The sequence below is a fragment of the Pseudoalteromonas sp. SANK 73390 genome (genome assembly GCF_054966645.1).
Genome location: NZ_ARPN01000007.1, coordinates 1 through 23,773 on the forward strand (window position 1 = coordinate 1; position 23,773 = coordinate 23,773).

At 41.1% G+C, this 23,773-nt stretch carries 26 protein-coding genes; 7 read left to right on the forward strand and 19 right to left on the reverse strand.

Going from position 1 to position 23,773, the window contains the following annotated elements; translation table 11 throughout:
- The first annotated feature begins 183 nt into the window (after positions 1 to 183).
- Entirely contained in the window at positions 184 to 660 is a 477-nt protein-coding gene (locus SANK73390_RS00265) for an RNA recognition motif domain-containing protein (protein WP_462762138.1), read from the forward strand.
- Here SANK73390_RS00265 and murI read toward each other — a convergent pair.
- Entirely contained in the window at positions 644 to 1,423 is a 780-nt protein-coding gene (gene murI, locus SANK73390_RS00270) for a glutamate racemase (protein ID WP_462762139.1), read from the reverse strand. The genes SANK73390_RS00265 and murI overlap by 17 nt on opposite strands.
- Positions 1,424 to 1,485: 62 nt before the next feature.
- Entirely contained in the window at positions 1,486 to 2,619 is a 1,134-nt protein-coding gene (locus SANK73390_RS00275; RefSeq protein WP_462762141.1) for a DUF5610 domain-containing protein, read from the reverse strand.
- A gap of 152 nt (positions 2,620 to 2,771) precedes the next feature.
- Between SANK73390_RS00275 and trmA the strand changes: the two genes are divergently transcribed.
- Positions 2,772 to 3,869, forward strand: coding sequence for a tRNA (uridine(54)-C5)-methyltransferase TrmA (gene trmA / locus SANK73390_RS00280; protein ID WP_462762142.1), 1,098 nt, complete (start codon positions 2,772 to 2,774; stop codon positions 3,867 to 3,869).
- Positions 3,870 to 3,943: 74 nt separating this feature from the next.
- On the opposite strand, the gene SANK73390_RS00285 is transcribed toward trmA, so the two are convergent.
- The 4 genes from SANK73390_RS00285 to ccoG form a co-directional block, all read right to left on the reverse strand.
- Positions 3,944 to 4,573: a thiol:disulfide interchange protein DsbA/DsbL gene (locus tag SANK73390_RS00285; protein WP_261595143.1), complete on the reverse strand. Its 630-nt coding sequence runs from the start codon at positions 4,571 to 4,573 to the stop codon at positions 3,944 to 3,946.
- A gap of 15 nt (positions 4,574 to 4,588) precedes the next feature.
- Positions 4,589 to 5,221 carry a thiol:disulfide interchange protein DsbA/DsbL gene (locus SANK73390_RS00290; RefSeq protein ID WP_462762145.1) on the reverse strand — a complete coding sequence of 211 codons (633 nt, stop codon included), beginning with the start codon at positions 5,219 to 5,221 and terminating at the stop codon, positions 4,589 to 4,591.
- 16 nt (positions 5,222 to 5,237) lie between these two features.
- Positions 5,238 to 6,212, reverse strand: a complete 975-nt coding sequence (locus tag SANK73390_RS00295) for a serine/threonine protein kinase (protein ID WP_462762147.1) — start codon at positions 6,210 to 6,212, stop codon at positions 5,238 to 5,240.
- 64 nt (positions 6,213 to 6,276) lie between these two features.
- Entirely contained in the window at positions 6,277 to 7,704 is a 1,428-nt protein-coding gene (gene ccoG, locus SANK73390_RS00300; RefSeq protein WP_462762149.1) for a cytochrome c oxidase accessory protein CcoG, read from the reverse strand.
- Positions 7,705 to 7,958: 254 nt separating this feature from the next.
- Here ccoG and SANK73390_RS00305 point away from each other — a divergent pair, with 254 nt between their 5' ends.
- Both SANK73390_RS00305 and SANK73390_RS00310 read left to right on the forward strand, forming a co-directional pair.
- Positions 7,959 to 8,315 carry a hypothetical protein gene (locus SANK73390_RS00305; protein ID WP_261627093.1) on the forward strand — a complete coding sequence of 119 codons (357 nt, stop codon included), beginning with the start codon at positions 7,959 to 7,961 and terminating at the stop codon, positions 8,313 to 8,315.
- Positions 8,315 to 8,518, forward strand: a complete 204-nt coding sequence (locus SANK73390_RS00310; protein WP_462762150.1) for a hypothetical protein — start codon at positions 8,315 to 8,317, stop codon at positions 8,516 to 8,518. Before SANK73390_RS00305 ends, SANK73390_RS00310 begins: the two co-directional genes overlap by 1 nt.
- Here the strand turns inward: SANK73390_RS00310 and SANK73390_RS00315 are convergent.
- The 13 genes from SANK73390_RS00315 to gspC form a co-directional block, all read right to left on the reverse strand.
- Positions 8,515 to 9,105, reverse strand: coding sequence for a UPF0149 family protein (locus SANK73390_RS00315; RefSeq protein WP_462762151.1), 591 nt, complete (start codon positions 9,103 to 9,105; stop codon positions 8,515 to 8,517). The genes SANK73390_RS00310 and SANK73390_RS00315 overlap by 4 nt on opposite strands.
- Before the next feature lie 5 nt (positions 9,106 to 9,110).
- Entirely contained in the window at positions 9,111 to 9,869 is a 759-nt protein-coding gene (locus SANK73390_RS00320) for a type II secretion system protein N (RefSeq protein ID WP_462762152.1), read from the reverse strand.
- A gap of 2 nt (positions 9,870 to 9,871) precedes the next feature.
- Positions 9,872 to 10,348 carry a type II secretion system protein M gene (gspM, locus tag SANK73390_RS00325; protein ID WP_261595151.1) on the reverse strand — a complete coding sequence of 159 codons (477 nt, stop codon included), beginning with the start codon at positions 10,346 to 10,348 and terminating at the stop codon, positions 9,872 to 9,874.
- Positions 10,345 to 11,553: a type II secretion system protein GspL gene (gene gspL, locus SANK73390_RS00330; RefSeq protein WP_462762153.1), complete on the reverse strand. Its 1,209-nt coding sequence runs from the start codon at positions 11,551 to 11,553 to the stop codon at positions 10,345 to 10,347. Before gspL ends, gspM begins: the two co-directional genes overlap by 4 nt.
- Positions 11,550 to 12,530 (reverse strand): type II secretion system minor pseudopilin GspK, encoded by a 981-nt coding sequence (gspK, locus tag SANK73390_RS00335; protein WP_462762154.1) that lies wholly within the window; start codon positions 12,528 to 12,530, stop codon positions 11,550 to 11,552. Before gspK ends, gspL begins: the two co-directional genes overlap by 4 nt.
- The gene (gspJ, locus tag SANK73390_RS00340; RefSeq protein ID WP_462762155.1) at positions 12,527 to 13,231 is read right to left on the reverse strand and encodes a type II secretion system minor pseudopilin GspJ; all 705 of its coding nucleotides are present in this window, start codon (positions 13,229 to 13,231) and stop codon (positions 12,527 to 12,529) included. Before gspJ ends, gspK begins: the two co-directional genes overlap by 4 nt.
- Entirely contained in the window at positions 13,231 to 13,608 is a 378-nt protein-coding gene (gene gspI / locus SANK73390_RS00345; protein ID WP_462762157.1) for a type II secretion system minor pseudopilin GspI, read from the reverse strand. Before gspI ends, gspJ begins: the two co-directional genes overlap by 1 nt.
- Entirely contained in the window at positions 13,605 to 14,201 is a 597-nt protein-coding gene (locus tag SANK73390_RS00350) for a prepilin-type N-terminal cleavage/methylation domain-containing protein (protein WP_462762159.1), read from the reverse strand. The genes gspI and SANK73390_RS00350 overlap by 4 nt, the downstream gene beginning before the upstream one ends.
- Before the next feature lie 12 nt (positions 14,202 to 14,213).
- A complete protein-coding gene (gene gspG, locus SANK73390_RS00355; protein WP_462762161.1) occupies positions 14,214 to 14,633 on the reverse strand; it encodes a type II secretion system major pseudopilin GspG in 420 nt (139 codons plus the stop codon).
- 68 nt (positions 14,634 to 14,701) lie between these two features.
- A complete protein-coding gene (gene gspF, locus SANK73390_RS00360; RefSeq protein WP_462762162.1) occupies positions 14,702 to 15,928 on the reverse strand; it encodes a type II secretion system inner membrane protein GspF in 1,227 nt (408 codons plus the stop codon).
- Between the two features lie 2 nt (positions 15,929 to 15,930).
- Entirely contained in the window at positions 15,931 to 17,442 is a 1,512-nt protein-coding gene (gene gspE, locus SANK73390_RS00365) for a type II secretion system ATPase GspE (RefSeq protein WP_462762211.1), read from the reverse strand.
- A 55-nt stretch (positions 17,443 to 17,497) separates the two neighbouring features.
- Entirely contained in the window at positions 17,498 to 19,564 is a 2,067-nt protein-coding gene (gene gspD / locus SANK73390_RS00370) for a type II secretion system secretin GspD (RefSeq protein WP_261595159.1), read from the reverse strand.
- A gap of 27 nt (positions 19,565 to 19,591) precedes the next feature.
- Entirely contained in the window at positions 19,592 to 20,476 is an 885-nt protein-coding gene (gene gspC / locus SANK73390_RS00375; protein ID WP_462762165.1) for a type II secretion system protein GspC, read from the reverse strand.
- 208 nt (positions 20,477 to 20,684) lie between these two features.
- Here gspC and hslR point away from each other — a divergent pair, with 208 nt between their 5' ends.
- The 3 genes from hslR (at position 20,685) to SANK73390_RS00390 (ending at position 23,756) form a co-directional block, all read left to right on the forward strand.
- Entirely contained in the window at positions 20,685 to 21,095 is a 411-nt protein-coding gene (gene hslR, locus SANK73390_RS00380; protein ID WP_261595161.1) for a ribosome-associated heat shock protein Hsp15, read from the forward strand.
- A 14-nt stretch (positions 21,096 to 21,109) separates the two neighbouring features.
- Positions 21,110 to 21,955: an Hsp33 family molecular chaperone HslO gene (gene hslO, locus SANK73390_RS00385; RefSeq protein WP_261595162.1), complete on the forward strand. Its 846-nt coding sequence runs from the start codon at positions 21,110 to 21,112 to the stop codon at positions 21,953 to 21,955.
- Positions 21,956 to 22,217: 262 nt separating this feature from the next.
- Entirely contained in the window at positions 22,218 to 23,756 is a 1,539-nt protein-coding gene (locus SANK73390_RS00390; protein ID WP_462762166.1) for a phosphoenolpyruvate carboxykinase, read from the forward strand.
- Positions 23,757 to 23,773: the final 17 nt, after the last annotated feature.

Here is a 23,773-nt window from a genome sequence, read left to right on the forward strand (position 1 = left end):
CAAAGCTTCGCTCGTTTGCACATTTAATAAGCTAAATAGACATAAAAACGTTTTTTCGCATATTTTTAATGCAATTTTCTGAGCTATATCTACTTTTATTATTGCGAAGTTTATTAATCTAGTTAAGATAGCTTCTTTATTTGTTAAATTAATGTATATCCCCTGTTTATTGGTAACTTTATTATGAAATCATCATCTCAGAAGTCTTTTTTAATTACATTTATACTGGCTATTATTGGATTTATCGTAATGCAGCTATTATTTTCTAGCATCCAGATCAGCGCCCCACTCGCATTAGCGGTTGGAATTCTAATTGGTGGCTTTACAGTGACTTTGGCTTCTTCAAGCCAACCGTCTAGTGACAAAACTGAAGTCGCCACTAAAACTCTCTATGTAGGTAACTTGCCGTATAAAGCAAATGAAGGTGTGGTTCGGGAATTATTTGCTCAACAAGGACAAGTATTCAGTGTTCGATTGTTAAAAGATAAGAATACGGGTAAACGCCGTGGTTTTGGCTTTGTTGAAATGGCTGAGAAAGACGCTGATAAAGCAATTTCCCAACTTAATGATTTAGAATTTCAACAACGCACATTAAAGGTACGCGCTGCAAAGCAAAAACAATTCAATGATGAAGAAGAAAGTACTAGCAATTTAGGTTAATTGCTCGCAGTACAATGTTCGTATTGCCTGTCAAATTGTTTGGGGCCGTTGCATAGAAATGTAACGGCCTTTTACTAATTGGCTTTTGGTAACCTAATTTATCATTCAACAAAAAACCTACACGCTTAGCGATAGCAACGCCCGAATCGATAAGCTCAATCCCCTCTCCATAGTAAAATTTTAATTGTGCTCTTAATATGGGAAAGTGAGTACAACCTAGCACAATGCAATCTACCTGCGGGCTTATATTAATCTGCTCTAACTCACTGTAGAGGAGCTCAATGTCAAACTTTTGATACCAATAAAGTTGCTCAGCAAATGAGACCAAGTGTGTAGAATGATGTAAATCTACTTGGCAACCTTTTGCATATTCACGTATGAGTGAATTTGTATAGGTGTTATTTGAGGTAGCTGGAGTTGCAAGTAATGCAATATGCTTTTTACGGCTACTTTCAGCTGCGGGTTTTATAGCTGGCACTACCCCGACAATAGGAATGTCCGTTATTTCTCTCGTAGCCGCTAAAGCGTGTGTTGATGCTGTATTGCATGCGATAACAATAAGATCAACAGAACAATGAAATAGATTAACTTGTTTTACTAAGCAAGCTAGACGCGCCTGAATGGTTTGCTCAGATTGCAAACCATAAGGTAGAAGTGCATTGTCCATCACATAACTATATTCAGCATAGGGCAGTTGTGCTTGAATATGCTCAAGTACACTTGTACCACCTACGCCTGAATCAAAAACCAAAATGTGCGGCAAAACACTGCAACTCCTCTACCCTATAGCTGCAGCAGTGTGCCATGGACAACGCTAAAAATAAATTAATTCTTGTCTTGTGCTTGCGTATTGAGCTGGTCAAAGAACCCTTGAGCATAATCAAGGAATTCATTTAACCTGCTTTGTCCATCATTTATCCAAGCAAGGATATCAGGTAATTGTTTCTCAATACCTAGCTTTCTCCCTTGATCATGAATGTTTTCTAATTGCTTATCTAAAGGCTGTAGCCCCTTTTCAATGTCTCTAACAGGATTAGTTTGCTGGTACTGACTAATTGCAGCCGTCGTTTTTGATTGACGAAGATCCATAGTGAAATTAGCAATTTGATCGCTGTCTATATTGAGTGTCTTCGCTTTATCAAAAGCATCTTCATAATCGCCTGAAAAAAATGAATCGCTAACATTACGCACATCTTCCATCATTTCATTAATAGCTTGCTGCTCTTGTTCATTAAGTTCACCATTTACACTTATGGAAAAGCTCACCTCATGTTGACTCTGCTGTCCCATTGCAAATCCGTGATCATTACCCTTTTGACTGTAGCTTGCAGCATTCGTTTGTGAGCGAACATCACTAAAGGTGATTTTTACTTCATCTCCCTCCGCTGTCTGAAAGCTGTATTGCGCTTGATTAGATAAGCTAGCGTATTGCGCCCCACTTACCTGCATAGATTGAGATTGAGGATTAAAAAGGGCCTCTTCGAACTCATCTAAACCATTAAAAATACCTTCTCTGGCTTTTTCTATACCTTGTTCAATTTCGCTATTAAAGGCGCTAGCTCCCTTTAATTCATCAGTTGCCTCATCGATACCCATCTGCACACCTTTGCGGGCAGCGCCAAGCATATCTTTGAGTACATCATCATCTTTACCATCAGCTTGAGCTCGCTTTACAGCTAACGTAACAAAGTCCAGCACATTTTTAGTGATAGCCTCAAAATCAAATACAGGTTTGTCTTTCTCAGCCTTTTTCTCTATTCCCAATGCCTGCGCAAGTTTGTCATCTAATACCATCGCGGCAAGTTTATTTTTATCACCAGAGTAACTGTCTAAATTAAAGTTAACACTAGGCATAAACACATTAGGCTTGTTTGCTTTGTTTGTCATTGCTGGGTTAAGCAATTGATGTAACTGTCCAATTTTCATAACATGGCTCCAAATATCGAGGTCATTTTTCATTTAATATAACCACACGTTCCTTGTTATCGACCGAAATGACCTAAGCTGTAGCTTCTTAGTATAAAAAAGAAACACTTTTTATGCGATAAACTGGACAAATCTTCCATGCCCCCTAAAATAGCGCGTCTCTAATTTGTAAGGTACTGGTAATTATGGCTGTCATTTTAATTGATACTTCCACCTATGAGCAGCAGCTCAACGAGAAACAACAACGCATTAGTAAGCAATTTGCAAAATTCAATGCACCTAAATTGGAAGTATATGACTCGCCCAAAGCTCAGTATCGGCAACGTGCTGAGTTTAGAGTTTGGCATGATGGTGATGATTTATTTCATATCATGTTTGATCAAGCTACCAAACAGAAAATACGCATAGAGCGCTTTGACCCTGCAGCGCCTCTCATTCAAGATATGATGCAAGTAATGATGAATAAGCTACGTTACAATGATATTTTGCGACGTAAACTTTTCCAAATTGATTATCTTTCAACACTCAGCGGGGAAATTTTAGTAAGCTTACTTTATCACAAGCCATTAGATGAGCAGTGGCAAGAAGCAATGCAACAATTGCGACTAGAATTACAGCAAACGTATCAAATCGATTTTATTGGCCGAGCTAGAAAACAAAAAGTAGTCTTTGGCAGTGATTATGTTACTGAGCAACTCAAAGTAAATGGCCGTGACTACGTGTATCAACAAGTAGAAAATAGTTTTACTCAACCAAACGCTAAAGTAAACGAAAAAATGTTGGCTTGGGCTCAATCGCTTTGCGCACCGCTAGATAACGATTTATTAGAGCTATATTGTGGAAATGGCAACTTCTCTATTGCACTTGCTGATAGCTTTGACAAAGTACTTGCTACTGAGATATCTAAATCCTCTGTTTACTCAGCACAATATAATATCGCAGCGAATAACATTAAAAATTTAGATATCATTCGGATGTCGAGCGAAGAGTTCACTCAGGCAATGAACGGCGAGCGCAGTTTTTCAAGACTCAATGGCATCAGCCTACAAGACTATCATTGTCAGACTATATTAGTTGACCCACCTCGGGCTGGGATGGATGAGCTCACTTGCCGATTAGTCGCCAATTACGACAATATTATTTATATCTCTTGTAACCCTGATACATTGGAGCGTGACCTTGAACTTTTGTGTCAAACACACTCCATATCACGCATCGCTATTTTCGATCAATTCCCTTACACCCACCATGTGGAGTCCGGTGTTTTTCTAAAGCGTAAATAGCACTTTACTTTTTAAGTATAAAAAAGGCCAGTTGCTTTGAGCTCTGGCCTTTAATTATGTTTAATGGTTTTAACTTACTTCACAGCCAAATAATTGATCAATGCGCTTATCTGATCAGGCGTTGTGGTTTTCGATTCACGCAATAACAACTTATATTTACCATTTACAATAAATGTTGGTACGCCTGTTAATGCGCCTTTATTTTGAAATTGCTCTTGCATGCGAGTCATACGCGACGCTTTAGTGCGAACTGAAAAACTTTTATATAATTTATCAAACTTATCGCCATCTACTCCTTGCGATACAAAGATATCTTTTATATCCGCAAGCTCATTAATTTTTGCACGCTTGGTATGAATATGAGAAAACAGCGCTGAAACAATGTTATCTTTTTGTGGTAACACAGTCGCTGTCGCCAGTGCATTGGCCATTATTTTTTGCAGTTCAGGATCACGAGGACCCACAAAGTTCACATGACTTTTCTTGAATTTAACATCATTATTTAATTTTGGTGTAAAATCTGCAATAAGAGGCTCAAACGCCTTGCAAGCTGGGCAATAAAATGAAAAGTACTCTGTCACTTCAGGTTTTTTGGTGCCACGCTCTGAAACAACTTCATAATGAACACCCTCTTCAAACTGTGCCGCATTTGCAAGCATTGGCAACATCATTGCCACTGCTGCAGCTTTAATTAACTTCAACATACCTTTCTCCAATTCTTATTTTGCTAGTAAGTACTTAACCAATGCTTCTAAATCAGCTTGGCTTTTTACCTCACGCATATTAATTTTGTACTTATCATTGACAATAAAAGTAGGCACACCTGAAAGCGCTCCAAGCTTACCAAACAGTTCTTGCTGCTCTTGCATTTTTTGTTCGGCAGCAATCACCAACATACTGCTCATACTTTGGTCAAAATCTTTTTCACTAATACCGTTAAGTTCTAGTAACTTCTTTACATCTTTAATATCTGACAATTCAGCTTTTTTTTGGTGAATACTATCAAATATTTGTGCGGTTACTTGCTGCTCTTTACCAGCCTGTTGCGCGATAATATAGGCATAACTCAAATTGCTTTGCACTTGCGCTGGTAGGCCTTGTAAAAAGTTTACATGACTTTTTTCAAATTCAGCCCCCTTGGGTAAGCTCTCTTCCAATGCCATAGCAATCGGTTCAAACTGATAGCAATGAGGACAGTAAAAAGAGAAAAACTCCGTCACCTTTGGTGTTTCACTTTTATCATTTTCTATCGTCTGATAGTGCTTACCATCAGTAAAATCAGCTGCGTTGACTGCAAATGCCAACAGCGCAATACACAACAGCAAGAAGGATTGTTTTATTGTTTTAAACATGGATATCTCTCAATTTTTATGGAATTAACCTAAGCGCAGGTTCATGTAATGTTGCAAACTGCTCTTTTAGAGCCAATATTTGCTGCTCCCAGTATTTGTCAGTTGCAAACCACGAAAAGTTCCGTGGAAAAGCAGGATCTTGCCAACGAGTGGCAAGCCAGCCCATGTAATGCACCATACGCATTGCTCGCAGCGGCTCAATTAAACTTAACTGACGCTGTTCGAATGAATTAAACTCTTCATAGCCTGACAACAAAGTATCAAGCTGTATTGCTTGTTCATGCCTATCACCATTTAACATCATCCATAAATCTTGGATCAAAGGCCCCTGTCGACAGTCATCTAAATCAACAAGCATTAAACTATCACCAGCCCACAGAATATTGCCAGCATGACAGTCTCCATGCAAACGGATTTGCTCAACTTGATGATATTCTTGCTCTGTTTTTGTGATTAAACGATCTAAAATGGTGATAAAGGGCGTCTCTAAATGCATCGGCAAAAGCTGACTGTTTAACACGGCAGACTTAGCTTTATACAGGTAATCTTGGCAATTTACCTTAGGGCGGTGGCTAAATTGTTGTGACCCAGCCACGCTATGCATTCGCCCTATGTAACGGCCCAATATTTCAAGGTGGTCTAAGTTATCCATTTCAAATTGGCGACCACCAACGCTAGGAAACAAGGTAAAGCGATATCCTTTGTAGTGGAATAGGCTCTCTCCATCACGAGTAATTGGCGCAACAACCGGCACTTCCGCTTCTTGTAAGCTAAATGCAAATTGATGTTCTTCCAAAATTTGCTCATCACTCCAACGCTGCGGACGATAGAACTTAACAACATAGCGACAGTTATCTTCTGCCTTAAATTGATACACCCTATTTTCATAACTATTTAATGCCAGTAAACCAGACTCTGGATATATCCCTATACTCTCAATGGCATCTAAAATGAAATCGGGTGTTAAATTAGCAAAGCTAAATTCGCTCATAATTCTCTCTATATATAAAAAAGCGGGTTACCCCGCTTTTGTATTTCAGTGCCAGTGTACTGAACTATTTACCCTTAAAAAAGTTTGTCTGCTGAGTTAAGCGACTGTTTGGCTCATCTATAGGATAAATGGCAAACTCAAACTCCGTCACAGGCTTTTTCAAGTCATAAGGGTCAATGATAATTGACAATGGAACATTCATTGAACGCCCAGCATCAACTGTTATTTGTTGCTTACCCAAAAACTCAAAATTACTTAAACCAACAACCTCAATATGAAACGTTTGAGCAACTTGGGCTTTGTTGATCACTTTAAGGGTATAAGTATTTTCAACTAGTCCTTCAAAGTTGACCCGATATAATTGGTTTCTATCACGAATAATGTCCAACTCCATTGGCTTTCGCATAGCAATATTTGCGATCAGAGCGCCAGAGAGTACCAATAAAATGCAAACATAACCGATTAATTTGCCTCTAATAGGTTTAGTTTTCTCTGCAGAGGCTTCTAGATTGCGCTCTGTTGTATATGAAATAAGACCGCGAGGGTAATTCATTTTATCCATTACCCCATCACAGGCGTCGATACAAGCGCCACAATTGATACACTCATACTGTAAACCATTACGGATATCAATCCCTGTTGGGCAAACCTGAACACACAAGTTACAGTCTATACAATCACCTAAGTCGAGTGATTTTGGATCTTGCTTGCGTGAACGCGGACCTCTTGATTCACCGCGCGCTTCATCATAGCTTACGGTAAATGTATCTTTATCAAACATGGCAGACTGAAAGCGTGAGTAAGGACAAATATGTAAACACATAATTTCACGCATCCACCCAGCATTACCGTAGGTGCATATCGCGAAAACAATAATACTCAAGGTGGCATAGCCACTGGCTGAAAAAGTCAGCAGGTTGGGTACTAATTCACGAATGGGTGTAAAGTAACCAACAAAAGTTAACGCGGTATAAAAAGAAAATAACATCCAACTGCTATGTTTAGCCGTTTTACGCCAAAGCTTGTCAAAGTTCATAGCTCGTTGATCTAATTTTTTTCGCTGATTTGCAGTGCCTTCAAGTTTTTCTTCGAACCAAATAAATATAAAGGTCCAGACCGTTTGTGGGCACGTATAACCACACCATACTCGGCCATAAAATGTGGTTACCAAAAATAACGCAAATGCGGCAATCATGAGAATAAATGCCAAGATAGTTAAGTCTTGCGGCAACAACGTTAACCCAAAAATATTAAATTTTTGTTCAAATAAATCAAATAACACCGCTTGCTGGCCATTAAAGTGTAGCCATGGCAAAAGCATAAAAGCTAACATACCCACAAAGCCGATTCTTTTCCTCAATAATTGATGAAGGCCCTGCACAGCTCGCACATAAATACGATTCCTCGGATTAAACCTGTCCGGTTGCAGGTCATCCGGCTTTTGGATTTTGACCTCTGAAGGTATATTTTTAACTTTTATTTGCTTGTCCATCGAAGCTCCTTAGACCGCTATGATCGACTGTTACTTGCTACGGTAACCTCAACTAGAATAGGGATATTATACGCAAGCTTGGTAGGTGATTGATACCAAACAAATCAATATTCCCCCATAAAACAATCTGCACGTAATGCTTTAAGTAGGGCACAGTATTGAGTATACACACCATATCTGAGCTTGCTTTTCACTGTGCTATTTTATTAAACTCAGGGCGGTATTATCCTATCGAGATCAAAATTGCCGTTATTATGAAAAAATTTTTAATTTTTGTGTTACTAGTCCTTGCACTTTTTACAACTGATATTGAGGTTATAAAACAGCCTAGAGAGCAATTTCTAGCGCAAAGTATCGACTTTTTGAGTGAATCAACAAAAGTGCAACGTCCATCAGCGGCAACGCGAGCACGTACACGCATAGATCAACAAATAGAGCTCACAGAAAAACAAGCGACTCATTTAGATGAACAACTGAGTAGTGAGATTGCGTTGAGGAAATTTTTTCAACAATACTGTGTAGAGCGTGAAATGAGCTTATTCTTTTTCACGGATAAATTAGAAAATATTTGCGACATAATAGAGCGTTCAATTCAAAGAACAGGAATATAATGGACTTTAGTCAACTCAATAAACGCCGTGCTGCATCATTCAACCAGCAAAAACAATTACTTAAAAAGCTTAGTGCTGGGAAAACAGTGTTGTGTGAAACATGTCAACAGCCTTTAAAGCTTAATTTAGCCGTTGATATTGCTCAAAAAGGGCTTGTGTATTGCCAAAAGGGATGCACACAAATAGAGTTAGAAATCACTTAAAACCCTTCCTCTTCATCATATAAGCCACTCTCTAAAGCGACGGTTTCAATAAGCTGAGCATAGCCTTGTGCAAACTCTTGTGCTAACTCCCCTTGCTGGTGCACAAAGAGAGCTTCATCGCAGTCATGACTTGCACAATATGCAGCAACTTGCTCATGTTCTAATGAAAAAAAAGCAAGCTGCTCGGTCGCCATTTGTAGTGCTTCTTTGAGTTCACTGCTCACCTTGCTGGACGTTAACAGTGATTCAAAGTAGCTTTTTGTCCCATGCACAAAACCAACGCTCCACAAATGACGCTCCCCATAATCAACCTCATCAGAGCAAGGAAGTTGATAGCCCCCAGAAAATACTTGCTCACTGATTTGGTGATGCAATGCCATATAGGAAAATACAATGGTTTCATCCATTGCCAAATCATTCCCTGAGACCTGTGCTAACCACTGTTCTACTTCACTCGCATCAGGCCCACAAATAAGCGCAAACAAGTAACCTTGGACGGCACTCAAAGGCATCGCACTATCTCTTAATGCGATGTACTCATTTAATTGCTGACGATGTTGGGGTGTAAAATTAAATTCAAGTATCATTTTCTTTATAAATTTACTGGATAGCGACCTTCAGAGTCTGGACGCCCTAAAAACTTAACTGCATCGTGTACCTCTTTAGGTAAAGAAGCATCGGGTTTGATATTGCCAGCAACACGGAACTGAAAATTATCAGCCAATACCGCATCAGCTTGTAGTCCTAAGCGGTTATCAGGGTCTACTAACACAGCAATGTCACCTGTTTTACAACTCAAATTACCACCAAGTTGGCCTATTTCAAACCAACCTGTTAGCCCCTCAACTGTAATGCCTGGACTACGGATCTCTCCTTGTAATGCCTCACAATAAGGCGCACCACTTTGATAGTTATCAATATCAAGTAATACACGCCCCTTTGCTTTAACAGGTAATGGTAAGGTCACTTGCGACATAGCTTGCTCGACACTAAAGCGTATAGAAGCATCAGATAACCATACGGATTGATCAAACAACCCAACAGTAAAGTCACCACGACCAGAAATATCTGACTTATCACGCGCATTACCAAAACGTACATTGCCTTGCATATCACCCAGTAATAGCGCGGGTGCTTCTATACTCCACCGTACGTTGTTTAACTGTACATTACTCACTCTCACTTCGCTTACTTGTCCTTGCCACAAGGTGCCACTCACAGCACCAATTTGCAGGGTCGGTGGCAGTTGCTTGCCAACAAGCTGCAGGGCAACTGACGCTGGCATGTTGTAAACAGTAAATAAACTAAAGGCCACAATAAAAATGAGTATTAAACTAACTGTCTTTTTCATATTTAATTCTCTAACAACAAACGGCTCACACGCACGTAACCTGGCAGGTTATCTTGCGCCAAATCTAAGCTCTCTATTTTCACGCCATGCTTATTAGTCAACTCATCTAACCAAGCGATCAATTTATTGAACTCAACTGAATCTATGGTGAGCCTCAGCGCACCTTCACTAGGCTGCATTTTACTGATATTAACTTGGTGCTGCCCGCGGGTGCGATTGACCAAAATCGATAAATTACTCGTTTTACCCGTTTTACTTATCACCGCGCTCTGTTTTAACTGAGCAACACTATTATTTACCCAAGCCACGAGCTCTTGCTGGCGGAGTTTATCCTTTTGTGCTTTTTCTACCGCTGCACTCAATGGTTTAAATACTCCCATCACGAGCACAAATATAACAAATACGATGCTTGCAACAATCAGTAGTTTTTGCTCTTGCTCTTTAAGCGATTGCCAATACTTTAAAGCTTGTTGTTTCATACATCACCTCGCAGTCGGATTTCTCCAATCACTACATCACCGTCATTATTTAAAGAGCCTTGCTGAACCGTTAAGCCACGCTGCTCTAAAATGGCTTTGACTTGCCCAAATACTTGGAAGCCATTTGCTCGAGCACGAATTCTCAATTCATTCCTGCGACGGTCATAACGTAATGTCTCAGGTGTAAAGTTGTTAACCTCACCATATACCGCGACCAAATGATTCGTCAGCTCTAAAAAACCACCATGTTCGGTATTGCTCAAACCAGCAAGTTCACCTTCAATTTGCTTCTTAAGTAAATGGGGACGTACCACTTTGCCCGGAAAAGCTTGCTGATAGGTTGCTACTGCTTGCGCTTTAAAATCATCAGCTTGCTTTTGCAGCATGACTAATTGAGTACCTTTAACAACCACAAAACAGCCAATAGCAATCCCAGCAGCAACTAATCCACTACGCCAATCTCGCCACCACTGTGGTTGCTTTTTCTTTGCGGCAAAAACACCTTGGCGTAAATTGAAAGTACTATTTCCTAACTGCTTAGCTAGCAGTGCTAAGGGAAGTTCATACTCTGATTCTTTAGCTTCTTTAGGTGCAACCTCAGGCACACCTTCAGCGGGGCTATAATGCACAATCTTACTCGGTTGCAAGGCGTGTAAATAATCTGCTCCCCAGCTCTTTTCAATCGCGCTAATATGCCAAAGCCCTAATCGGCATAGCCATTGCTCACCAAGTTCAATCATTGACAAAGTATTGTCTGGTTGCTCAGGTAAAAGTAACGCATCAGGCACAACTCGCGTTAACTCAATTTCATGTTCGTCAAAAAGTGCTAACCATTGCGAAAACCATTGCTTATCGCACACTGCCACTTCAACGCAGTGTTGTTCACCATCAAGTGCTGGTTGCCCAATGGCAATAAACAACTCATCGACATCACAAGCAAGATGCTCTTCGAGCATAAATGGTAGCGCTTGCTCTAATTTTCGATTCCACTTTGTTGGTAAAGGCACCCGCTTTAGCTGTACTTGAGATGCACTTAATAACAGAATGACCTCTCTGTTCACCGCCTTTTGTGATAACTGCTCAAGTTGTTCTGTGCTTTGTAATTGTCCACTGGCAATGATTTGTTCATCTACCGATGAAAATACCAACCAATGAATTGGGTTTTGGTGTGACTGATCCACACGGACCATTAATTTCTCTGTCACTGTACGCCTCCAAATTTTCGCGCCAGTATGGTTGCTTGACCTTGATTTATTTGAATAATTGAGGTCATTGCAAAGCGCCTATCGTCAAACAGCGCTTTTGCGCGTAACTTAAAATAATTACTATCGATGGTGAATAATTCATTACTTTTTTTATCTACTTTAGCACCTTGATTTCTTGCTTCCACAAAAAAATCTTCAACATTATCAAAGCCCTTTTCTGGCCGAGCTGATATCACCGCTTCTGCACCTGATGAGCTCAACCCCTCTAATAAACCACTTAACAACAATGCCTGCTCAGCTTTTATAGTATTTACATTCACTTTTAATTCGATGTTCCCCGGAATAACACAAACATAGGGTAGTAGCTTTTCCATCACTAAAGGGTTAAACCCTTTGATAACACGTAGTTCAGACTCAGATGCCAATAAGTTATTGGCACTTAAATAAGGTGTCGTTTTAGACATATATTCATCTTCTTCCGCGCCTGATCGGAAAGTAATACTGTCCTCATCTAGCCAATCGTAAACACTATCGGCTAACGCTTCTTCGCTTTCTTCCAGCGGTAAATCTTCAATATTTTTTAATAGCGCCAATAATGCTTTATGAGCCGGGTTCGTATCACTTGAAATACCATCTTGGCTTTTAGGTGCGCGCAAAGCATTTAGATTCAAGCAAGCTTGTAAATCACTTACCTCACCACTTAAAGTTCCATGGTCCACTGGATACGGGACATCGCTTAACGCCCATGGCTGGCCCAAATGCACTTTGTCTGGTTCCTCTTTTTTACTTTCCAAAAGTACTTTTTTTACTAACTCTTCAGCACCGTAGCTATACCACTTAGCCTGCTGGTGCGTTTGAATATTTTGTGCTCTTTGCACTTGCACCATTAAATTAGCTGCCATTTCTGCAGCAATTGTTGCTGCTAATGCCACAATGAACAAAACAATGATCAGGGCCGCTCCACGCTGCTGCTTCACTTTCGGCCTCCAGAATTAAAATCATCACCACGAGAGGGTTCTGAGCGACCTTGTCCATCATTAATGCGCCCTTGACCATTGTCACTAAGCGCTTGTTGCTCCTTGCCATCACCAGGTGTTAAGAACAAACGTCTAATGGGTGCTGCCCCCTCCACTTGCAAGGTAACAGCAACCGCTAAAGGTAAAGCTTTTTTCTTCCAGTCATCTTGCCACTTTTGTTTGTCATCTAAAAACTCAAACTTAAGCTCTTCGATATTTTCTATCACCACTTGCGAGCGTGGTTCAGCACCATCTAATTCATCTACATAAATACGGTATATACGTTCTAAATTATCATCTATGACACGATACCCTACCGCTTGTAATTCAGAGCGAGGTAATAAACTAATTGGATTTGTCCAACCATCACGAACAAAAGCAATACCATCAAATTGACTTTGTAATTCATAGCGCCCATGCAATACATAACTGGGATTACTATCACCCGCTTCGTTACGTACTTCTCGCTTAGTCATTTGGCTGAAATCTTGATCCATCAAACGAAAAGTCGTCTGCAAAGATTCTAATTCAGCAATGGTAGACTCTGATGCTTCTTTGGCTCTGAGGGTTGAGTCGAGGATTTGGTGTGTCGCTATTACGACAAATGCTAAGATCCCCAACGCAACCATCACTTCCAATAATGTGAAACCACGCTGGCGCATCACGATTTACCTTTTAGCATAAACGTGCTTAAGTCATAAACCGAATGCTTTAATGCTTCATCGCTAAATACTTCAACCGTTACTTTTACAAAACTAGGATCAGCTGTGGCAATCACCTTTTGTTGCCAGTACCATGTACGTTCCGCTAACTCTTCTTCGCCTTTTTGGCCATTTTTTCCAGGCCAATTTTCAGCATTGGCTCGTATTGCTACAAGGCGGTTTTCTGCCACCCAAGAAGCATAAGTTTGCTCCTCTAACGTGGAAATATGAGTAATGTGTTCTCCGGTCGCTTGCATCGCAGCAATCCCTGCCATAGCACAAATACTCATCGCAACCATCACTTCAAGTAGTGTAAAGCCACTTTGCTTGCGTGTCATGATTGCGGCTCCATTCTCAAGTTGACGGGTGCCATAAATTCACCTTCAATAAAATAAACAGGCTCACTTTGCTCAACCAACTCGATGGTAAATTGAAAAGCACTAACTTCACCTGAAGATAAAATGAGTACTTGTGGTACTTTGAGTTTTTTTAATTCCAGCAAACTTTCATCATCACTGGTACCCATCAGTTCTCGCCAATTTGCTTGTTCTAGTAAGTTATCTTGTGCCCATGCTAAGTCTTCGATGTTCAGCTCAACTTTGTATTGCTCACTAAATTCTATTGGCTTGTAGAGTTCTTCTGATTCTAATGCCGTCCATTTGTCACCATCAAATACCAACAGTTCTAGCGTGTTCTTATCTAAATGGAAGCCCAGCTCAAGCTGATTTAGCACAGCAAATTCAGAAGCCATATTAATGACGCTGTGAGTTCGTAGCGCTTTTTTTTCTAGTTCTTCTTCAATATCACCACCAAAGCTGTAAGTCACCATTTTGGTTGCAAAAGCTATGATGGTAATCACTACAAGGATCTCAATGAGGCTAAACCCGTTATGATGCTTTGTAGTAGCGCGTTGAAGTGACAAATTATTCATAAAGGCTTAGTGTTACTTGTCTTCATCCCAGTTACCAATATCATCCTCAGTACCTACTTCACCGTCTGGACCCATTGAAAAAATATCAATTTTACCCATTTCGCCAGGACTAACTAGTTGATACGGGTTACCCCATGGATCTTCCGGTAATTTAGAAATAAAGCCGCCGTCAGGAAAACGCTTTGGTGTAGGGTCTATTGAGGTTTGTGTAACAAGCGCTTCTAAACCCTGCTCAGTCGTTGGGTACGCCTTATTTTTTAATTTATACATATTCATAGCATCTTCGAGCTGCTGAATATCTAAACCTGCTTTATCAATAGCGGCTTCTTCTTGTTGACCCATAATATTTGGCGCGACGATAGACATGATCATACCAATGATCACCAGTACCACCATAATTTCTAATAATGAAAAGCCTGATTGTTTATTCACGATATTTTCCCTCACAATTGAAAACTTAATGCAGCATGTTAGACACATGCCTATATGTTACTTTTTGACTATAAGCCAACGGCTTTATTCATAGCCATAATAGGTTGTAAGATAGCCATAACAATAAATAGTACGATTACCGCCATACTCGCTATCATTGCTGGTTCTAAAAGCTTCAGTGATACACTCACCATACTTTCGAACTCTCGGTCTTGGTTATTAGCCGCACGCTCTAACATCTGCTCCAACTCACCCGATTTTTCACCACTGGCTATCATGTGCAACATCATCGGTGGAAATAGCTTAGTTTGATGTAGCGCAGCGCGTAAGCTAGCACCTTCGCTAACTCGGGTTGCAGCCTCTGCAACCGCAGCTTTAATTTTTTGGTTCTCTAAAACTTGTCCTGATATCTTCATGCCTTCAAGCAAAGGCACTGAGCTTGAAGATAAGATACTGAGAGTACGAGCAAAACGCGCTGTATTAATACCTCGACTAATTTTGCCCAAACCCGGTAGTACGAGCAGCTTGCTGTCAAACCAAAAGCGAACTTTCGGCTGCTTTATGGCGCGCTGAAATAATACTACGCCACCAGTTATCACCACCAAGCTAATTAGCCAATAATCTTGAACAAAATTACTAGCAGCCATCACCCACTCAGTAGTCCATGGCAAAACTTGGTTAGATTTTTCAAACGTTTTTAGAATTTTTGGCACCACCGTACCGAGTAAAACCGACACAATGGCAATTGCAAAAATCACCAAGATAATGGGGTAAACCATCGCTTGAGTGATCTGACTACGCATATGCTGGCGTTGCTCAGTGTAATCAGCCAAGCGATTTAATACTTGATCAAGGTGCCCTGATTTTTCGCCCGCGGCAACCATTGAGCGATATAAATTATCAAAGACATTTGGAAACTCCGACATACCATCTGCAAGCGTGTAACCCTCAACGACTTTAGAGCGCACTGACATCAGCATGCGCTTTAGCCGCGGCTTTTCACACTGCTCAGCAACCGCCATTACAGCCGCTTCCACTGGCAATGAAGATTGAATTAATGTCGCCAATTGGCGAGTGATTAAGGCAAGATCCGCAACCGAGGGTTTGTATCCCTGAAATAGCTTAAAGCCACCATCTGGTTGTTGCTTATCTTTTTCAGCGGCAGGTAAAACTTCAAGTGGCATCATCGCTTTTTCGCGTAGCATTTGCCTGACTTGCTTGGCCGTATCTGCTTCTAGAATCCCAGATTTTTCTTTGCCTTTTGTATCTAAGGCGCGGTACTCAAACGCCGCCATACCTATCCTTCCTCACGTGTTACACGTAATACTTCTTCCAGAGTAGTTTGACCTTTAAGCACACGAGCTAGACCATCTTGACGAATACTCGGGCTTGTCTTACGAATATACTTTTCAACAGCTTGTTCGCCCTTACCATTATGAATAAGTTCACGGATCGCTTCATCTACCACTAACAACTCATGAATACCGGTACGACCTTTATAACCGTTGAAGTTACACTCTTCGCAGCCAATGGCACGATAAATCATGGTTGGTTTATCTGATGACACACCAAGTAGTTCGCATTCACGCTCATCAGCTTGATGCGCTTCTTTACAGCTTGGGCAAAGCGTTCTAACCAATCGCTGTGATAATACACCTAGTAACGAAGATGAAAGCAAGAAAGGCTCAACACCCATGTCTTCCATACGTGTAATTGCACCTGCGGCCGTATTGGTATGCAGTGTAGACATGACCAAGTGACCCGTTAATGAGGCTTGAACTGCAATTTGTCCTGTTTCAAGATCACGAATTTCTCCCACCATCACCACATCAGGGTCTTGACGAAGAATGGCACGTAAACCTCGTGCAAACGTCATATCGACTTTGGTATTTACTTGAGTTTGACCAATTCCTGGAATTTCGTATTCAATCGGGTCTTCAACCGTCAAGATGTTGCGGTCTCTGGAGTTAATTTGACTCATACCCGCATATAATGTGGTACTTTTACCTGACCCTGTAGGACCTGTTACCAAAATGATACCATGCGGCTTACTAATAATATCAGCAAACAAATCACGGTTACGCTCTGTCATACCTAAATCTTCAAGATTCAGGCGCGCATTATTTTTATCCAGAAGGCGAAGTACCACACGCTCACCAAAGCTAGAAGGCATAGTTGATACCCGCACATCGACCGCACGGCCCGCGATGCGCAAGCTAATACGACCATCTTGTGGAATACGCTTTTCTGCGATATCGAGCTTGGCCATAACTTTTATACGCGATACAAGTAATGAGGCGAGTTTACGATTCGGTTTAAGCACTTCTTTGAGCACCCCATCAACACGAAAACGGATCACTAAATCTTGCTCAAAGGTCTCGATATGGATATCAGAAGCGCCTTCTTTAATGGCCTCACTGAGCATCGCATTGATCAGTTTAATAATGGGCGCATCGTCATCAGCAGCAAGTAAATCTTCAGTTTGTGGTAACTCCTCAGCTAATGAGAATAAGTCAACTTCGTTGCCGATATCTTCCATCATTTGCTGTGTTTCAGAGCTATCGCGTTGATACGATACTTCCAACAACAATTCAAACTTATCATCTGCTAATTGTTCTAGCTTAAACGCTTCACCAACAATGCGGCGCACCTCGAGTAGAGCCTCAACGGCAAGCTCCCCGCGATAATAAACCACCAAGCCATCGGGCTGTTTGCTCAGCAACATGCCTTCTCGGCGCGCATAACCAAACGGTAATCGCAATGGTGATTGTGCAATGTGTTCGGACTGTTCAAGCACTTCAGCAGGCATGTCTGTGGTGGATAACTCACTGACAGGCATATCAGTAACCGCCTCTAGCTTGCTCTCAGTCATCATTGTTAAGCTCTTTGTTGTTTTGCTTTTTCAAAAACTCTTCGTATGTAGGTGGCAATACCAGTGCATCATTCCACTCTGGTAATACTGGCGTTTCTTCAAACGGCATCAAATCAATTCCATCTTCTTGCTGAAGCTCTTGCTCGGTACGAATAAAGTTATATTTCGAGTGGCTTAAGTCATTCATACTGCGACTATCACGAATAATAGTGGCGCGAATAAATACCAACAAGTTAGTTTTACGCTTAGTTGTGCTGGTCGATTTAAATAGATGACCTAGTACTGGAATATCACCTAACAATGGAACTTTAGAGACACTTTCTTGTACGTTCTCATCTATCAGACCACCTAAAATAACCATACCGCCGTCATCAGCAATCACTGTGGTATTAATCGCCCGCTTATTCACCGATATATCCACGGCGGTTGCGCCACTTACGCTAGATACTTCTTGCTCAATTGTAAGCTGTACCGCGCTACCATCATTGATTTGTGGGGTAACTTTTAGCTTAATACCCACTTCTTGACGATCAACCGTTTGGAACGGGTTCGAGTTATTATCGCCAGAGGTAGAACCGGTAATGACTGGCACTTCTTGACCGACAATCATTGATGCTTCTTCGTTATCCATGGTCGTTACTGAAGGCGTGGCTAAAATATTTGACTTAGTATCGGTTGAGATTGCTTGCACAATCGCACCCCAGTCATTTTTAACAATCCCCATTGCTAAGCCATTTACACCGCCTAATAGCTGGCCTAATGGGCCTAAGTCACCTTCGATTGTTTCATCAAATTCTTTAAGTTCAGTATTTTGGCCTGTAATAGTTTTGGTTACTGTCTTATCTCTCGCTTGCTGTGCCGCAACAGCTAAAGAGCCAACAGGGACTGTGTTGCCATTATTAAACTGCAGCATACCGCCTTTTTCAGAGATCCATTGCAAACCAAAGTTAATGCCATCTCCTTCGTACACTTCAACGACTATTGCTTCAACTAATACCTGTGCACGACGAATGTCTAACTTCTCAATAACTTGAGATAGGGAGCGCATCGTATCGGGCTGCGCTGTAATAACAAGTGAGTTTGAATCTGGGTGTGCTTCAATGCTGGTCTCATTTTTATTGCTGCGACTACGTGATTTAGTATTACCACCTTGAGCATCCTCTTGTAGAGTTTTACTCACACCTTGCAGTACTTTTACTAAATCTTCCGCTTTAGCGTAATTGAGGTAAAATACCTTGGTATTACCTTGATTTTCTAGTTCGTTGTCTAGTCGTTTAATTAATTCTGTCGCACGGCTACGCGCCTGAGACTCGCCACTCACAATCACACTATTTGTACGGCTATCAGCCACAACTTTAGGTATTAAAAAGTCAGGAATGGCACCCTTGCCGCTATCTTTATAGATACTTTCAACCACAGATACCACGTCATCAGCAGTTGCATGGTTAAGTTTTACAATATCAACGCGTTTATCACCCGCTTGGTCTACCGATTTAATAATATCAACTAAACGGTTCACAGATGCCGCATGACCTGTCAACATCATAACATTGGCAGAATTGAGGTTAGTAACGTGGCCTCCATCTTTTTGGTCGCTAAATTGACGAATGAGTGGACCAAGTTCCTGTACGCTGACATTCCTAACTCGAACTACGCGGGTGATCATCACATCGCCATTACCCGCTTCTTCATCTTCAACTAAAGGTACATTACCTTTTTTGCCATCTGAACTGCGTACAACTTTTAAGACACCGCTGTCCATTTCTGTCACTGAGTAGCCGTATACTTCAAGTACGTTTAAAAAAAACTGATAATACAACGACTCATCCATTAACTCATAACTGCGTACGTTGATATTGCCACGCACGTTAGGATCAATGATGATGGTTTTATTTAGATTTTTGCCAACAATATTAATAAACTCATTAATATCAGTGCCTTTGAAGTTGGCAGCATACTCAACAGCAGACACAGAAAGCGACAAACCAGCTGCAAACATCAGAGCTGCATATCTAGCTAACCCTTTTTTGATTTTTGTGAGGTGTAGCTTATTACCCATTATTTTTAAACTCCAAATTTAGTATCATTACAGGCTAAATTGCACGCTCATGACTTGACCATCACGTTCTACCGTAATAGTGGCATCTGTGCTATTTCTTAGCTCATTCATGGCTGACATGGCCTGTTTCATATCCGTGAGTTGATAGCCATTAATAGCAACGGCTAAATCATTATTTTTCAATCCCATTTTATTAAACAGAGCTGGGTCTTTGCCCGGGCTCAAACGGTAACCCATTAGCTGCCCAGCACTTCGAAATGGCGTAATGCGAATATAATCGAGCAATTTGCCAGGGTCTTTGAGTAACGCTTCTTTTTGCTCGGTCAATTCTCTAGGAATTGTACGTACGAGACTCGATTGCTTAGCCGGTGCTTTAGTTGTAATTGGCATGGCAACATTCTTTGAAAACTCAAGGCCATCGAGCATTAACGTCTCAAAACGGCCACTAACATCCAAAATGACTCTATCTGGTAAAACTTGCGCAAGCTTAGCACGAGTACCCTCAATTGCTTGACGCACTTCATAGGTTGATTGTCGGCCTTGAGATTCAATAATAGCAAGTCCAGCACTATCATCTAAACTGACTGCTACAATACCCGTTAAACGCACATTAAGTGCTGTTTGTGGTGCATCAGAGATGATTGTTTTTGGCTTATCAACAGGCTTACTTTGCGCGTTACCAAATAAGTTTTGTTTGATGATGGCTTGGCTACCTGCTGCAGAGCTACTTGATGCATAAACTGAAGACATAGAAGGCAAAGATTGTGTTATTGGCTGTGGCCACACCAACCAAAACATGTGTGACAATAAATAAGCAATATAAACAACAGCCAAATAAACCACCATGCGACTAAGTTTTGCATGAGGCAGCGCGAGCAATGTTTTTTGTAACTGTTGTAATTGTAATTCCATATCCGTCTTTTCTTATTCTGTTGAGCGGCAAGTGTACCTTAATCAGTATAAATACAACAAGCACGCTAATATGACAGTTTGCTTTCGCCGCAATCTATCGGCTAACCCTTTGAACACAGCATAGAGCAAGAGTTCCACACGCTTTTTTTAAACGAGGAAATATGCTAAATTTATTGCATTATTACACGTTCTTTATGGTTAATAAATTGTGACTAAAAAAGCCCCCGAAAAACCCAATCAAAATGAGGCCATTAGGCTTGATAAATGGTTATGGGCAGCTCGTTTTTACAAGACTCGAGCACTCGCTCGAGAAATGATACAAGGGGGTAAAGTACACTATAACGGGCAACGCTGTAAACCCAGTAAATTAGTTGGGCTTGGAGCCAAGGTTAAGCTAGCACAGGGGGTTGACGAAAAAGAGGTGACTATTTTAGTGTTACTCGACAAACGACAAGCCGCACCAATTGCAGAGCAATCATACCTTGAATCGGAACAAAGTATACAAAAGCGCGAGCAAAATGCAATAGCGCGAAAAAATAACAGCTTCTTTGCACCACATCCTGTTAACAAGCCGGATAAGAAGCAAAGACGTGAATTACTTAAATTGAAGTCAAGCTAGCTAGGATTTTATAAATGCAACCTGATTTACTACACCGTTATATTTTCGAAAAACTCGATTTACGCGGCGAGTTGGTACAAATCGATCACACCTTTAACGAGATCATTACTGGTCATAACTATCCACAAGCAGTGCAAGCTTTACTTGGCGAGTTATTGGTCGCGACTAGTTTATTAACAGCAACATTAAAATTTGAAGGTGATATTGCTGTGCAATTGCAAGGTGATGGACCCGTTAAGTATGCTGTTATCAATGGCGACCACAAACAGAACATGCGAGGCGTGGCTAGATTACAAGGTGAAGTAACAGGGTCATCTATTCCTCAGCTGCTCGGTAAAGGGTATATGGTGATCACCATCACACCAATTAAGGGAGAGCGCTATCAGGGTATCGTTCCTTTGGCATCAGACTCGCTTGCGGCATGTTTAGAAGATTATTTTACCCAATCAGAACAGCTGAAAACGCGTTTGTGGTTTGCCACCCGTACACAAGAGAAGCGTGTAAAAGCATCAGGCTTGTTTTTACAAGTGCTACCTGTTGATAAAGAAAAGTCTGTAGAAGATTTCACTCATTTAGAAGCACTGAGCGACACCATCAAAGATGAAGAGTTATTAGACTTAGATGCACAAACAATACTGACGCGTTTATATCATGAAGATAACCCCCAGTTATTCGAACCGCAAGAAATAAACTTCGTGTGTGGTTGTAGCCGCGAAAAAACCATTAATGCTTTAGTTAATGTAGGCCAACCAGCGTTACTAGCTGATATAGAAAAGCAAGGTGAAATCAATATTAGCTGTCATTATTGTTTAAAAAACTACACCTTTAACGAAAGTGATGTTAAAGCAATTTTTAATTAAATTAGCCTTAGCGGATGTTTCTAATATCAAGCCGTCAAAATAACGGCTTTTTTGTTGTTAAAAAATGACACCGGTATCACTATTTTAATAATTTTCATGACACCGGTATCATTGAAATTATTTAAGTTTTTTGACATTTTTATGCCTTTTTAGCGCCTTCAAAAGCTCGAATATATCAAAGCCATCTGTTACTATAATTTCAGCTTAAAGTTAGTCAGAACTTCAGAGCTATCCCGTTCAATTCTCACATTTAGGTAATAACATGACTTCAAGCGCTACTCGTTTTGTCGATTTAACTGCAGCCGAACTTGTCGAACACGCCATTAGCCGTGGCGAAGGCACTTTAGCCGCAAATGGAGCTTTCGTTGCAAAAACTGGCCGTCGTACAGGTCGTTCACCAAATGACCGATTTATCGTAAAAGAGCCAAGCACTGAGAACGACATCCAATGGGGTAATGTAAATCGCCCATTTGATGCAGATAAATTTAGTGCTTTGTGGGCTCGTGTTGAAGCACACGTACAAGATAATGACCACTTCGTCTCTCACCTTGAAGTGGGTGCCGATCCAGAGCACTACTTGCCTGTAGTCGTCACAACCGAAACAGCATGGCACCATATCTTCGCCAAGAACATGTTTATTGAACCTAGCCGTTACAACGCCTCTGATTTACCGCAATGGCAAGTAATGAATGTACCATCATTTGTCTGTGACCCTGAGCGCGATGGCACAAACAGCGACGGCACTGTGATCATTAACTTTGCAGAGCGTAAAGTACTGCTTGCAGGTATGCATTACGCTGGCGAAATGAAAAAGTCGATGTTCTCAGTACAGAACTTTCTTTTACCAGCCAAAGGTGTGTTACCAATGCACTGTAGTGCGAACGTAGGCGAAGCGGGCGATACAGCATTGTTCTTTGGCCTTTCAGGTACTGGTAAAACAACACTATCGGCAGACCCTACTCGCTTCCTTATTGGTGATGATGAACATGGTTGGGCACCTGGCAGTGTATTCAACATTGAAGGCGGCTGTTACGCTAAGTGTATCGACCTATCACAAAAGAACGAGCCGGTGATTTGGAACGCTATTAAATTTGGCACTATCTTAGAAAACGTAGTGCTAGATGAAAACCGTTTACCTGATTTCAAAGATACCAGCCTAACGCAAAACACGCGTGCCGCTTACCCACTTGAGCATGTTGAAAAACGCAAAGTAGAGAACCGTGCTGGTGAGCCAAAAGCTGTTGTTTTCTTAACTTGTGACGTAAGTGGCGTGTTGCCTCCTGTTTCTGTGTTATCTGAAGAAGCCGCTGCTTATCATTTCTTAAGTGGTTACACCGCAAAAGTTGGCTCAACAGAAATCGGCTCAACGGCTGATATTGAATCAACCTTCTCAACCTGTTTTGGTGCACCGTTCTTCCCACGTCCAGCTGGCGTTTATGCTGAACTACTAATGAAGCGTGTACGTGAATTCGGCGCTAAAGTTTACCTCGTAAATACAGGTTGGACTGGCGGCCCATACGGTATTGGTAAACGTTTTGATATCCCAACGACACGTGCTGTTATTGATGCCATCGTATCGGGCAAATTAGCCGGTGTTGAAACCACCCATATCGAGTCACTTAACCTTAATGTGCCTGTCGAAGTGCCTGGTGTTGAAAGTGCGCTACTTAACCCAATTAATACTTGGGAAGACAAAACAAAGTATGCTGAATATGCGGCAAAACTTGCAGCAGACTTTAAAGAGAACTTTGCCAAGTATGATGTGTCAGACGCCATCAAGCAGGCTGGTCCTCGCGGCTAATTAATACCATTCGGTAA

Coding starts and splice junctions, on each gene's coding strand:
- SANK73390_RS00265 (WP_462762138.1), top strand. CDS start 184: ATGAAATCATCATCTCAGAAGTCTTTTTTAATTACATTTATACTGGCT.
- SANK73390_RS00275 (WP_462762141.1), bottom strand. CDS start 2,619: ATGAAAAATGACCTCGATATTTGGAGCCATGTTATGAAAATTGGACAG.
- trmA (WP_462762142.1), top strand. CDS start 2,772: ATGGCTGTCATTTTAATTGATACTTCCACCTATGAGCAGCAGCTCAAC.
- SANK73390_RS00285 (WP_261595143.1), bottom strand. CDS start 4,573: ATGTTGAAGTTAATTAAAGCTGCAGCAGTGGCAATGATGTTGCCAATG.
- SANK73390_RS00290 (WP_462762145.1), bottom strand. CDS start 5,221: ATGTTTAAAACAATAAAACAATCCTTCTTGCTGTTGTGTATTGCGCTG.
- SANK73390_RS00295 (WP_462762147.1), bottom strand. CDS start 6,212: ATGAGCGAATTTAGCTTTGCTAATTTAACACCCGATTTCATTTTAGAT.
- ccoG (WP_462762149.1), bottom strand. CDS start 7,704: ATGGACAAGCAAATAAAAGTTAAAAATATACCTTCAGAGGTCAAAATC.
- SANK73390_RS00305 (WP_261627093.1), top strand. CDS start 7,959: ATGAAAAAATTTTTAATTTTTGTGTTACTAGTCCTTGCACTTTTTACA.
- SANK73390_RS00310 (WP_462762150.1), top strand. CDS start 8,315: ATGGACTTTAGTCAACTCAATAAACGCCGTGCTGCATCATTCAACCAG.
- SANK73390_RS00315 (WP_462762151.1), bottom strand. CDS start 9,105: ATGATACTTGAATTTAATTTTACACCCCAACATCGTCAGCAATTAAAT.
- SANK73390_RS00320 (WP_462762152.1), bottom strand. CDS start 9,869: ATGAAAAAGACAGTTAGTTTAATACTCATTTTTATTGTGGCCTTTAGT.
- gspM (WP_261595151.1), bottom strand. CDS start 10,348: ATGAAACAACAAGCTTTAAAGTATTGGCAATCGCTTAAAGAGCAAGAG.
- gspJ (WP_462762155.1), bottom strand. CDS start 13,231: ATGCGCCAGCGTGGTTTCACATTATTGGAAGTGATGGTTGCGTTGGGG.
- gspI (WP_462762157.1), bottom strand. CDS start 13,608: ATGACACGCAAGCAAAGTGGCTTTACACTACTTGAAGTGATGGTTGCG.
- SANK73390_RS00350 (WP_462762159.1), bottom strand. CDS start 14,201: ATGAATAATTTGTCACTTCAACGCGCTACTACAAAGCATCATAACGGG.
- gspF (WP_462762162.1), bottom strand. CDS start 15,928: ATGGCGGCGTTTGAGTACCGCGCCTTAGATACAAAAGGCAAAGAAAAA.
- gspE (WP_462762211.1), bottom strand. CDS start 17,442: ATGCCTGCTGAAGTGCTTGAACAGTCCGAACACATTGCACAATCACCA.
- gspD (WP_261595159.1), bottom strand. CDS start 19,564: ATGGGTAATAAGCTACACCTCACAAAAATCAAAAAAGGGTTAGCTAGA.
- gspC (WP_462762165.1), bottom strand. CDS start 20,476: ATGGAATTACAATTACAACAGTTACAAAAAACATTGCTCGCGCTGCCT.
- hslO (WP_261595162.1), top strand. CDS start 21,110: ATGCAACCTGATTTACTACACCGTTATATTTTCGAAAAACTCGATTTA.
- SANK73390_RS00390 (WP_462762166.1), top strand. CDS start 22,218: ATGACTTCAAGCGCTACTCGTTTTGTCGATTTAACTGCAGCCGAACTT.